The sequence below is a fragment of the Achromobacter insuavis genome, assembly GCF_902859645.1.
Taxonomy (GTDB): domain Bacteria; phylum Pseudomonadota; class Gammaproteobacteria; order Burkholderiales; family Burkholderiaceae_B; genus Achromobacter; species Achromobacter insuavis.
This window is the reverse complement of the sequence record NZ_CADIJR010000124.1, coordinates 1-11,624: the sequence shown is the minus strand read 5'-3', so window position 1 is coordinate 11,624 and position 11,624 is coordinate 1. Positions and strand designations below refer to the sequence as shown.

Below are 11,624 nucleotides of genomic sequence, written 5' to 3'. Positions count from 1 at the left end.
GATGCATCGCCAGCGGCCGCGGCGCGGGCGGCGTCCAGGCAGCGGGCGCCACCGGCTCGGCCGGCTTGGACGCTTCGGCGTGGAAGGCGAAGGCGCGCGCCAGCGGCAGCGCCGGCAGGCGCCGCCCAGTCATCAGGCTGGTCTCGGCCGGCCCCACGAACAGCACGCCGTCGCGGCGCGCGAAGCCCTTGAGCAGCGCCACCGCCCGCTCCTGCGTGGCGGCGTCGAAATAGATCAGCAGGTTGCGGCAGAACACGAAGTCATAGGGCAGCACGTTCGGCAGCAGATGCGCATCGAACAGATTGCCCGCCAGGAAGCGCACCCGCGCCATCACCACGTCGGCCAGTTGATGGCCGTCGGCGGTCTCGGTGAAATAGCGGTCGCGGTACGACAGGTTGTCGCCGCGGAACGAATTGCGGCCATAACAGGCGCGCCGGGCGAACTCGACCATGCGCTCGCTGATGTCCACCGCGTCGATCTGGAAGCGAGCGGGCGGCACCCCGGCATCGAGCAGCGCCATGGCGATGGAATACGGCTCCTCGCCGCTGGAACAGGGCACGCTCAGCACCCGCAGCACGCGCGCCTCGGCGCCCGGCGCGAACAGGCGCTCGCGCGCCAGCGAGGCCATCGCCGCCTGCGATTCCGGATAGCGGAAGAACCAGGTCTCCGGCACGATCACCGCCTCGATCAGCTGCTGCATCTCGGCCGGCGAGGTCTGCAGCAGCGCCAGGTAATCCTGCTCGTCGTCGCTGCCCGCCGCCTGCATGCGGTGGCGCACCGCGCGCTCGATCGCGGCGCTGCCGATGGAGCCGCTGTCCAGCCCCATCTTGCGCTTGAGCGCCGCGCTGAAGTCATCCACCCTTGTCATGCCCGGGCTCCTTCGTCCGACGCCATCGCGGCCGGAAACAGCAGCGCCCGCACCGCCTCGGGCAACAGGTCGGCCACCTTGACCGCCTGCACCATGCCGCGGCCGTCGCTCAGCACCGGCCCCAGGTAGCGCGCCTGCGGCGTCTCCAGCCCGACCGGCTGGAACGCCGCCGGATCATAGTGCGCGGTCTCGGTGGCCTGCTCCAGGATCAGCCCCAGCAGGCGTTCCTCGTGGGCGCCCGCCGGCCGGTAGCGCACCAGCGCCAGCCGCGTGCTGGTCACCAGCGTCGCGGCGCCGGCGCCGGCCAGCGCGCTCAGGTCGATGGCCGGCACGGCCGCGCCGCGGCAATCGAACATGCCCGCCACCCAGGGCGGCGTGCCCGGCACCTGCTTGAACGTGCGCATGCCCAGCACTTCGATCACGTCGGCCGCGTCCAGCGCATAGCGGTCCGCGGCGATGCGGAACAGCAGGTACAGCCGGCGCCGGGCGGTGGCGCCGGCGGCCGCGGACGGGATCGGGGCCTGGTCGGGCATGGAACGTCAGACCTTGAAGCGCGACACGCCGCTGCGCAGGTCGTTGGCCACCAGCGTCAGCTCCTCGATCGCCAGGCTCGACTGGCGCAGCGATTCCACCGTCTGCTGGGCCGCGTCGCTCAGCTGCTGCAGCGCCTGGTTGATCTGCTCGGCGCCCGTGGCCTGCGCCTGCATGCCCTCGTTGACCATCAGCACGCGCGGCGCCAGCGTCTGCACCTGCTGGATGATCTGCGACAGCTGGTCGCCCACCTGCTGCATGTCGGCCATGCCGCGGCGCACCTCTTCCGAAAACTTGTCCATGCCCATCACGCCGGCCGACACCGACGACTGGATCTCGCGCACCATCTGCTCGATGTCGTAGGTGGCCACGGCGGTCTGGTCCGCCAGGCGCCGGATCTCGGTCGCCACCACCACGAAGCCGCGGCCGTACTCGCCGGCCTTCTCGGCCTCGATGGCGGCGTTCAGCGACAGCAGGTTGGTCTGGTCGGCCACCTTCGTGATCGTGGTGACCACTTGCGTGATATTGCCGGCCTTCTCGTTCAGGATCGCCAGCTTGGCGTTGACCGAGCCGGCCGCGCCGACCACGTTGCGCATGGTGTCTTCCATGCGCGCCAGGCCGACCTGGCCGCTGCCGGCCAGCGACGCGGTCTGCTCGGCCGCGTTCGACACCTCGGTCATGGTGCGCACCAGCTCGCGCGAAGTCGCCGAGATCTCGCGCGAGGTCGCGCCGATCTCGGTGGTGGTGGCCGCCACTTCCGACGCGGTGGCCTGCTGCTGCTTGGAGGTGGCCGCGATCTCGGTCACCGACGTGGCCACCTGCACCGCCGAACGCTGGGTCTTGCCGACCAGCCCGGTCAGCTCGTCGACCATGCCGTTGAAGCCGCCCTCGATGGCGTTGAATTCATCCTTGCGCGACAGCGTCAGGCGGCGCGTCAGGTCGCCGCCGCCGGTGGCTTCCAGCGTCTTGACGATGCTGTTCATCGGGTTGACGATGGCGCGCATCAGCAGAATGCCGCAGATGATCGCGGCGATGATCGCCAGCGCCAGCGACGCCAGCATGCCGACCTCGGCCTTGTCCACCGCCCGCTGGATGCTGATGGCCGATTCATCGGCCTGCTGCTTGTTGGCCGCCACCATGTTGGCCAGCACGTCGCGGCCGAGGTAGAACGCCGGACGCAGATCGGCCTTGATCTTGGCCTGGGCCCGCGCCGGATCGGTCGACACGGCCGGGTCCAGGATCTCCGCGCGGATGCGCATGTAGGCCTGCAGCGTCTTCTCGAATTCCTCGAACATGCGCTGGTCTTCGCCGCGCAGCACCGTGCGGCGGTACTGGTCGATGTTCTCCTGCAGCTGCTGATCGCTGCGCGGCAGGGCCGCCAGCGCGGCGCGGCGCTCCTGCTCGGTGTCGGTATTGAAGGCGTCCTGCACCGCCACGAAGCCGGCGAACCAGGAGGCCCGGATCGAGGTGCTGTAGTAGATGCCCGGCACGGCGTCGGTGTTGATCGACTTGGCCTCGGCCTCGACCTGCAGCAGCCGCTGGTAATCGACCACCACCATCAAGCCCATGATGGCCAGGATCACCAGGAAGCTGGCGATGATGCGCTCGCGTAATGTCAGATTCTTCATACCGGGACGCCCCATTCATGACCGGATGTGGAAATAATCGACAATTATTGCAAACGCGGGCGCTGTCAGCTACGGAAAAACAGGGCAAACCCGCAATTCCGTGCCCGCTTCGTCGGGAAAAAGCCAAGCCCGGTTACACGGGCTTGTGTTTTCGTGTGACAACGCGTAGCGAACGGCCGCAAGCCTGCGGTCAATTTCGGCCCTAGCCCCACAAACCCTGCGGCGGGCGGGCCTGGACCCAGTCGCGCACCTGTTCGTGGGCGTGCGCCAGCTGAAGCACCGCCAGGTCGCCGCGCGGCGGGCCGATCAGCTGCATGCCCATCGGCAGTCCGGCGGCGCCGAAGCCCACCGGCACGCTGATGACCGGGCAGCCGGCCAGCGTCCAGGGCGTGACGGTCTCCATCCAGCGGTGGTAGGTGTCCATGGCGCGCCCGGCGATCTCCCTGGGCCAGTCCAGCTGCGCATCGAACGGGAACACCTGCGCCGACGGCACCGCCAGGTAGTCCACCTCCTTGAAGATGCCGAGCACGGCCTGGTACCAGGCGCTGCGCTCCTCGGTGGCCTGGTAGACCTGGCGCGCCGTCATGCCGTCCAGCCCCTCGACCTCCCAGATCAGCGCCGGCTTGACCAGTTTGCGGGTCCGCGGATCGTTCACCAGCGCATGGAACTGTCCGCCCACCATCAGGTGGCGGTGGGCCAGCCAGATGCGCCACAGCCGCTCGCCGTCGAACGGCACGCGGTAATCGTCCACCTGGCAGCCGGCCGACCCCAGGTCGGCCAGCGCCTGGACGCACAGGTCCAGGATGCCCGGCTCCATCGCCAGATAGCCGTCCCAGTCGCCCAGCCAGCCGATGCGCCGACCGCGCAGATCGGCCTCCAGCGACTGCGCGAACACGGTCGGATCGTCGCCCAGCGACAGCGGCACGCGCGCATCGGGCCCCGCCATCACCGACAGCATCCGCGCCACGTCGCGCGGCGTGCGGCCCATCGGGCCTTCGTACGACAGCTGCTTGAGGAACACCTCGTTGGACGGGCCATACGGCACCCGCCCCGCCGACGGCCGCATGCCGTACACGTTGCAGAACGCCGCCGGATTGCGCAGCGAGCCGCCGAAATCGCTGCCGTCGGCCACCGGCAGCATGCGCGCGGCCAGGGCCGCCGCCGCGCCGCCGCTGCTGCCGCCGGCGCTCTTGGAAGCGTCGTAGGGGTTGACCGTGGTGCCGTACACCTGGTTGTAGGTATGCGAGCCCAGGCCGAACTCCGGCACGTTGGTGCGGCCGATGAAAATGGCGCCGGCCGCGCGCATGCGCTCGACCAGGATGGAGTCGTGGGCCGTCACCTGGTCCTTGAACACCAGCGAGCCCATCGAGGTCACCATGCCGCGCACCGCGGTCAGGTCCTTGGGCGCCTGCGGCATGCCGTGCAGCCAGCCCAGCCACTGCCCCGCCGCCAATTGCGCGTCGCGTTCATCGGCCTCGCGCAGCAGTTCCGGCGGCTCGCGCCGCGCCACCAGCGCATTGAGCTTGGGGTTGACCGCGTCGATGTGGCCCAGATAGGCCGTCATCACTTCGCGGCAGGACACGCGCCGTTGCCGGATCGCGTCCGACAGCGCATGGGCGGGCATGGCGACGATATCGTCCAGGCGGCCGGGGGCCGCCGGGATGGCTGCATTCATGGTGTTGTCTCCTCTTTTTTGTGTTGCAGGCCGACGATACTACGCCAGCCCCGCGCACAAGCGGAGCGCAGCACCAACCTGCGCCACAGCGCGCCGCGCCACGCCCCCGTGTCAGGCCGCCGGCCGCGCGAACACCAGCAGCGTCGAGGTCGCCGACGCCAGCAGGCGGCCCTCGGCGTCGGTCAGCTTGGCTTCGGCGTACGCCACCCGCTGGCCGAACGACAGCACCCGGCCTTCCGCCCGCAGCCGGCCGCTGTGACGGGTGATGGCCTTGTGATAGGCCACCTTGAGTTCCAGCGTGGTGTAGGCCTGTTCGGCCGACAGGCGCGAATGCACCGCGCAGCCGCAAGCGGAATCCAGCAGGGTCGCGGCATAGCCGCCATGCACCGTGCCGATCGGGTTGTAGGCGTGCGGGCCGGGCGTGCCGGCGAACACCGCCAGGCCTTCCTCGGCCTCGACGAAATCGAAATCCAGCGACACCAGGATGCCCGGCTTGCGGCCCGAGGCCAGCAAGGCGCGCAGTTGCGCCAGGCCGTCCAGGCCGGCGCCGGTCTGTTCGACCAGGCTGGGCTCGCGTTGCGGGGCGGCGCTGCCGGCGGGAGTCGAAACGGAAGTCATGCGCGGTCCTCCTGAAGGGGAAACATCGTCTGGGGAGTTATATGACGAACATCATATATCAGGCCAGGCTTCCCCGTTTCAGGGGAACAACTGCTGCGCCAGGTGATCGACGAACACGCGCAGCTTGGGCGAGGGGTGGCGGCTGGCGGGCCACACCGCCCACATGGTCGCATTGCCCCGGGTGCGTTCGTCCAGCACCGACACCAGCTTGCCCGCGGCCAGCTCTTCCCGGACGGTGAAATCCGGCAGGCAGACGATCCCCAGCCCGCCCACCGCCAGGAAGATGCGGGTCTCGACGCTGTTGCAGACCAGCGTCAGCGGCAACTCGGGCGGCGGCGCGCCGGCCGCCGTCTTCAGCGGCCATTGCTCCAGCTTGCCGGTGCTGGGATAGCGATAGTGCAGGCAGCAGTGGCGCAGCAGGTCGCTGGCGCGGCGCGGGGTGCCGTGCCGCGCCAGGTAATCGGGCGAGGCCGCCAGGATGCGGCGGAACGGCCCCAGGCGGCGGCGCTTCAGGCCGGAATCCTGCATCTCGCCGGAGCGCACCACGGCGTCATAGCCCTCGCCGATCACGTCGACCATGCGGTCGGTGAAATCCAGGTCCAGCCGCACCTGCGGATACTGCTTCATGAAGGTGGCGATGGCCGGCTCGAACAGCCGGCTGTAGCGCGGCAGGCTGACGCGCAGCCGGCCGCTGGGCGTGCCCGCGGCCTCGGACAGCTCCAGCTCGGCGGCTTCCACTTCGCACAGGATGCGGCGGCAGCGCTCCAGGAATTTCTCGCCCTCCGGAGTCAGGGTGATGTGGCGCGTACTGCGATGGAACAGCCGCACCTTCAGGTGCGCCTCCATCCGCGCCACGCTCTTGCCCACCGCCGACGGCGACACGCCCAGCACCCGCCCCGCCTCGGCAAAGCTGCGCGTGTCCGCCACCAGCACGAAAACGCCGATACCGCTCAGGCTGTCCATCCCATTTCCTTCAATACGGACATCCATGTCCGGAATATTCGGAATCCTAGCCTATTTTTCTTTTATCGGCGGCTCACTATCCTGCCGGCATTGCGTTCCATGGCGCGCCGTCCAGGCGCCGCCCCCGCCCTTTTTCTGTTTGCCAACCCGGCTTCGCGCCGCTCTACCGACATGACCCCATCGCATCCCTCACCCGCCTCCAACCGCTGGCTGCAACTGCTGGCGGCCTGCCTCACGGCCGTGCTCATTCCCCTGTGCTTCACCGGTCCGGCGGTGGTCCTGCCGTCGATCAGCCAGGCGCTGGGCGGCACGCCGGTGCAGCTGAACTGGATCCTCAACGGCTACATCCTGGCCTACGGCAGCGTCATCATGGTGTCCGGCAGCCTCACCGACCTGTATGGCCCGCGCCGCGTCTGGCTCGGCGGACTGGCCTGGTTCTGCGCCTTCACCTTCCCCATCGCCTGGGCGCCGTCGGCCGGCTGGATCGACTTCCTGCGCCTGATGCAGGGCGTGGGCGGCGCGGCCGCGTTCGCCGCGGCCATGTCGTCGCTGGCGCCGCTGTTCCACGGCGCGGCGCGCGCCCGCGCCTTCAGCCTGCTGGGCACCACCTTCGGCATCGGCCTGTCGTTCGGACCGCTGATCTCCGGTTGGCTGGTGCAGACCGCCGGCTGGCGCTGGGTGTTCCACGGCACCGGACTGGTGGGGCTGGCCGGGCTGGCGCTGGTCGCCGCCAGCGTGCGCGCCACCGCGGGCGCGGCCGGCGGCCGCTTCGACTGGCGCGGCGCGCTCAGTTTCACGGGCGCGCTGGGGCTGTTCACCTACGGCATGCTGCTCGCCCCCGAAAACGGCTGGACCGACACAGCGGTGGCCGGCTCGCTGCTGGCCTCGGCGCTGCTGGGCATCGCCTTCATCCGCACCGAGCTCCGCGCCACGCACCCGATGCTGGACCTGTCGCTGTTCCGCCGCCCGCGCTTTGTCGGCGTGCAGGCGCTGGCGGCGTCGCCGGCATTTCTGTTCATCGCGCTGATCGCCCTCCTGCCCAGCCGCTTCATCGGCATCGACGGCCACAGCGCGCTGCGCGCCGGCCAATTGATGATGGGCCTGGCCACGCCGCTGCTGGTGGTGCCGTTCCTGGCGGCGCTGCTGACGCGCCGCTTCAGCCCCGCCGCGCTGTCCAGCACCGGCCTGGTGCTGGCGGCCCTCGGCCTGGCCTGGCTGGCCCGCGACCTGGGCGGCGACGCCGACCGGCTGTGGCTGCCGATGAGCCTGATCGGCATCGGCATCGGCCTGCCCTGGGGCCTGATGGACGCCATGGCGGTCAGCGTGGTGGAACATGAACGGGTCGGCATGGCCACCGGCATCTTCAACACCGTGCGCGTGTCCGCCGATGGCGTGGCCATCGCCGCCATCAGCGCCCTGCTGGCCACGCTGATCCATGCCCAGGCCGCCACCGCCCTGCCCGACGCGGGCGCCCAGGCGCTGCTGCAGGCCGCCAACCGCGCGGCGCTGGGCCAGCTGGACGAGGCGGGCGCGTTGCTGCCCGGCGCCGGCAACCTGCTGCACCACGCCTACGACCTGGCCTTCGGCCAGGTGCTGTATGCGCTGGCGGGCTTCGCGCTGGCGCTGGCCGTGCTGGTCTACGCCTTGCTGGCGCGGCCCGAGACGGCGCCGATGGCGCGCGTGCGGACCCAGGCGCATTGAACGCTGGCCGCATGGCTCGCATGGCCCGGGCGCATTGATTACCCGCCGCGGGGCCTGAGCGCATTGCTCGCCAGCCGCATAGAACCGGGCGCGCGCGGGCGTGCGGGCCTCGCGGCGGTTTGCGCCAGATCAATCCGTCCCCGCGCCGCCGCGCCCTACTATTCGCGCTGCCGTTCCACGCCGCCAGGAGACCCTGTTGTCCGAACCAGACCTGCCCGAACCCGACATCTGCACCGAAGCCGAAATCCGCGACCTGGTGCATACGTTCTACGCCAAGGCCCGCGCCGACGCCGCGCTCGGCCCGGTGTTCGCGGCCCAGGTGCACGACTGGGACGAACACCTGGCCACGCTGTCGGATTTCTGGTCGGCCGTGCTGCTGGGCACGCGGCGCTTCACCGGCATGCCCATGCCCAAGCACGCCGCGATGCCGCACCTGAGCGCCGAGCTGTTCGAGCGCTGGCTGGTCCTGTGGGGCGAGACCCTGGCGGCCCTGCCCAACCGCGCGCTGGCCGACGCCGCCGGCGAGATGGCCAAGCGCATGGCGCGCAGCCTGTGGTACGGCTACCAGCTCAGCCGCGATCCGAACCAGCCGCTGACGGAACTGCGCTCGGCCACCGCCTAGCGCCTCGGCCTGCATCCAGAAGCGTCTCGCGCGAATGCTGGCGCCGGCGCCGCCCCCCGTCTAGTCCACCCGCCACCAGCTCGGCAGCAGGTTGCGCACCTTGGCGCGGCGGTAGCGGTCGTCGATCAGGTGCACCGTGCCCACGTCGTGCTCGGTGCGGATGACGCGGCCCGCCGCCTGCACCACCTTCTGCATGCCGGGATAGAGATAGGTGTAGTCGTAGCCCTGTGCCTCGCCGTAGCGCCGCTCCATGGCGCGCTTGATGTTCTCGTTGACCGCATTGACCTGCGGCAGCCCCAGCGTGGCGATGAAGGCGCCGATCAGGCGCTTGCCGGGCAGGTCCACGCCCTCGGAGAACGCCCCGCCCAGGACCGCGAAGCCCACGCCCTGCCCGCTTTCGGTGAAACGCCCCAGGAAGGCGGCGCGGCCGGCTTCGTCCATGCCCGGCGTCTGCAGCCAGATCGGCACCTGCGGATGGCGCGCGCGCATCAGGTCGGCCACCTGCCGCAAATAATCGAAACTGCTCAGGAAGCCCAGGTAGTTGCCCGGCCGGCGCGCGTACTGGTCGGCGATCAGGTCGGCGATCGGCGCCAGCGAGCGTTCGCGGTCGCGGTAGCGGGTCGACACATGGCCGACCACCTTGACCGCCAGCTGCTCGGCCTGGAACGGCGCGGCCACGTCGATCCAGGCCGCCTCGGCCGGCAGGCCCAGGGTGTCGCGGTAGAACTGCTGCGGACTCAACGTGCCGGAAAACAGCACGGTCGCGTGGGCGGCCGCGTGCCGCGCCGCCAGGTACGGCGCCGGCACCACGTTGCGCACGCACAGCGTGGACGGCGGCGTCTTGGCGCCGCGCGCGCCGCCCTCGGCCCGCGTCACGTCGAACAGCGCGTGCGGCCCGAACTGCTCGGCCAGCCGCATGAAATGCAGCGCCTCGAAATAGAACGCCAGCACCGGATCGTCCTGCGCCAGCGGCGCCTCGCCGAGGTAGTCGGTGATGGCGGCCACCGCCTTCTGCACCGCCGCCAGCACGCCGGCCGGCGCCTCGTCGTAGGCCTGGTAGGCCTCGGCCTGCTTCTTGTTGAGCGCGGTCCAGGACCGCTGCAGCCCGTCCAGCGGCTTTTTCAGCGCCTTGGGCGCGGCCTGGCGCGCCGCCGCCAGCCCGAGCTGGTTCAGTTCGCCGGTGTACATGCGGCGCGCGCGGTCGACCAGGTTATGCGCCTCGTCCACCAGCACCGCCACCTTCCATTGGTGCGCCTGGGTCAGCGCGTGCAGCATGGCGGTGGCGTCGTAGTAGTAGTTGTAGTCGCCCACCACCACGTCGCTCCAGCGGATCAATTCCTGCGACAGGTAGTACGGGCAGACCTGGTGGGCGCGGGCGGCGGCGCGCACCGCCGGCGCATCCAGCCGTGGCTGGGCCAGCGCCGTCTCGCGCGCGGCCGGCAGGCGGTCGTAGAAGCCCTGCGCCAGCGGGCAGGAATCGCCGTGGCAGGCCTTGTCGGGATGCTCGCAGGTCTTGTCGCGCGCCTGCAGGTCCAGCACCCGCAGGCCGGGCGCGGCCGGCTGCGCGTTCAGCGTATCCAGCGCGACCAGCGCCAGCCCGCGCCCCGAGCCCTTGGCCGCCAGGAAGAAGACCTTGTCGAGCCCGGCGCCCGGACCGGCCTTGAGCAGCGGGAACAGCGTGCCCAGCGTCTTGCCGATGCCGGTGGGCGCCTGCGCCATCAGGCAGCGGCCATCGCGCGCGGTGCGGTACACCGACACCGCCAGTTCGCGCTGGCCGCTGCGGAACTCGCCATGCGGAAACGCCAGCTGTTCCAGCGCCGCGTCGCGCGCCTGGCGGTGCGCCAGTTCAGTGCGCGACCACGCCAGGAAGCGGTCGCACTGTTCATGGAAGAAGGCCGCCAGCCAGGCCGCGTCGCGGGTCTCGACCAGCACAGTTTCCTCTTCGGTGGCGACGTTGAAGTACACCAGCGCCACGCGGATCTGCGCCAGGCCGCGCGCCTGGCACAGCAGGTGGCCGTAGACCCGCGCCTGGGCCCAATGGGCGGCGCGGTGGTTGTCGCGCACGCTGTCGAGCCGGCCGCGGTAGGTCTTGATCTCTTCGAGCTGGTTGGCGACCGGGTCGTAGCCGTCGGCGCGGCCGCGCACCAACAGGTTGTCGTATTGCCCGGAGAGCGCCACCTCGGTTTCGTAGGCGGGCCCGCGCCGGCCCGTCACGGCGGCGTGGCCGGCCATGCCTTCCAGGCCGCTGGGCGCGGGCGTGAAGCGCAGGTCCAGGTCGCCCGCGCGGGCCGTGAATTCGCAGAGCGCGCGCACCGCCACGGCGTAGCTCATGGCGCCGGCTCGCTCGAGGCCGCGCGCGACGCCGGGGCCGGCGGCTGCGGCGCGGACGCCGGCTCGCGCCAGCTGACATGGCAGACGCGCACCGGCATGCCGTGTTCGGCGCAGTACGCCAGCCAGCGGATCTGGTTGTCCTGCAGCTTGTCGCCCGGCCCCTTGATCTCGATGAGTTCATAGCCAGGCGCGTCCGGCTGGAAGCGGATCAGATCGGGCAGGCCCGAGCGGTTGGCCTTGACGTCGCGCAGCAGCCGCAGGAAGAACAGCTTCAGGTGCGCCGCCGGCAGATGATCCAGCGCCCGCTCCAGCAGCGGTTCGTCCAGCGCGCCCCAGAAGACGAACGGCGACTGCACGCCCTGTTTGTCGGCGTAGCGCTGGCGGATGGTGGCGCGGTATTCGCCCGTGTCCAGCTGCGCCAGGCAGGCGGCGAACAGCGCCTCGCGCCGCGCGTGGAAATCGGGCGCGTCCAGGTCGGCCGGCCCGCGCTGGAACGGATGGAAAAACGCGCCCGGCAGCGGCGCGAATACGGCCGGCCAGCACAGCAGGCCGAACAGCGAATTGATCAGCGTGTTCTCGACGTAATGGACCGGTGCGTCGTCGCGGTGCAGGTGATCGCGCGCGGCGAACTCGACCGGCGCCGGCGGCGCGGGCCGCTCGAGCGCCAGGTCGAAACGCGTGACCGGG

General features: G+C 70.6%; 10 protein-coding genes. 2 read left to right on the top strand and 8 right to left on the bottom strand.

The features are described 5' to 3' along the window. From H0523_RS30340 to H0523_RS30315, 6 genes are all read right to left on the bottom strand, one after another. On the bottom strand, positions 1-868 hold an 868-nt coding region (locus H0523_RS30340), incomplete at its 3' end, for a CheR family methyltransferase (RefSeq protein WP_180180264.1). Next, entirely contained in the window at positions 865-1,401 is a 537-nt protein-coding gene (locus tag H0523_RS30335; RefSeq protein ID WP_054434707.1) for a chemotaxis protein CheW, read from the bottom strand. The genes H0523_RS30340 and H0523_RS30335, both read right to left, overlap by 4 nt. Before the next feature lie 6 nt (positions 1,402-1,407). Next, positions 1,408-3,027, bottom strand: a complete 1,620-nt coding sequence (locus tag H0523_RS30330) for a methyl-accepting chemotaxis protein (RefSeq protein WP_054434705.1) — start codon at positions 3,025-3,027, stop codon at positions 1,408-1,410. A gap of 202 nt (positions 3,028-3,229) precedes the next feature. Further along, a complete protein-coding gene (locus tag H0523_RS30325; protein WP_054434703.1) occupies positions 3,230-4,702 on the bottom strand; it encodes an amidase in 1,473 nt (490 codons plus the stop codon). A gap of 111 nt (positions 4,703-4,813) precedes the next feature. Continuing rightward, complete coding sequence (locus H0523_RS30320; RefSeq protein ID WP_054434701.1) at positions 4,814-5,320, bottom strand: PaaI family thioesterase; 507 nt, start codon at positions 5,318-5,320, stop codon at positions 4,814-4,816. Positions 5,321-5,398: 78 nt separating this feature from the next. Next, positions 5,399-6,283 (bottom strand): LysR family transcriptional regulator, encoded by an 885-nt coding sequence (locus H0523_RS30315; RefSeq protein ID WP_054434699.1) that lies wholly within the window; start codon positions 6,281-6,283, stop codon positions 5,399-5,401. A gap of 171 nt (positions 6,284-6,454) precedes the next feature. Here H0523_RS30315 and H0523_RS30310 point away from each other — a divergent pair, with 171 nt between their 5' ends. Together H0523_RS30310 and H0523_RS30305 are read left to right on the top strand one after the other, a co-directional pair. Next, a complete protein-coding gene (locus H0523_RS30310) occupies positions 6,455-7,984 on the top strand; it encodes an MFS transporter (RefSeq protein ID WP_054434697.1) in 1,530 nt (509 codons plus the stop codon). 211 nt (positions 7,985-8,195) lie between these two features. Then, complete coding sequence (locus H0523_RS30305) at positions 8,196-8,606, top strand: group III truncated hemoglobin (protein ID WP_054434737.1); 411 nt, start codon at positions 8,196-8,198, stop codon at positions 8,604-8,606. Positions 8,607-8,666: 60 nt separating this feature from the next. Here H0523_RS30305 and H0523_RS30300 read toward each other — a convergent pair whose 3' ends face one another. Further along, a complete protein-coding gene (locus H0523_RS30300; RefSeq protein ID WP_054460985.1) occupies positions 8,667-10,937 on the bottom strand; it encodes an ATP-dependent DNA helicase in 2,271 nt (756 codons plus the stop codon). Beyond that, positions 10,934-11,624, bottom strand: a 691-nt coding sequence (locus H0523_RS30295) for a VRR-NUC domain-containing protein (protein ID WP_180180263.1), incomplete at its 5' end; no start/stop codon positions are given. The genes H0523_RS30300 and H0523_RS30295, both read right to left, overlap by 4 nt.

Excerpts from the sequence above, each read along its gene's own strand:
- H0523_RS30300 (WP_054460985.1), bottom strand. The coding sequence starts at position 10,937 with ATGAGCTACGCCGTGGCGGTGCGCGCGCTCTGCGAATTCACGGCCCGC.
- H0523_RS30335 (WP_054434707.1), bottom strand. The coding sequence starts at position 1,401 with ATGCCCGACCAGGCCCCGATCCCGTCCGCGGCCGCCGGCGCCACCGCC.
- H0523_RS30325 (WP_054434703.1), bottom strand. The coding sequence starts at position 4,702 with ATGAATGCAGCCATCCCGGCGGCCCCCGGCCGCCTGGACGATATCGTC.
- H0523_RS30315 (WP_054434699.1), bottom strand. The coding sequence starts at position 6,283 with ATGGACAGCCTGAGCGGTATCGGCGTTTTCGTGCTGGTGGCGGACACG.
- H0523_RS30320 (WP_054434701.1), bottom strand. The coding sequence starts at position 5,320 with ATGACTTCCGTTTCGACTCCCGCCGGCAGCGCCGCCCCGCAACGCGAG.
- H0523_RS30330 (WP_054434705.1), bottom strand. The coding sequence starts at position 3,027 with ATGAAGAATCTGACATTACGCGAGCGCATCATCGCCAGCTTCCTGGTG.
- H0523_RS30310 (WP_054434697.1), top strand. The coding sequence starts at position 6,455 with ATGACCCCATCGCATCCCTCACCCGCCTCCAACCGCTGGCTGCAACTG.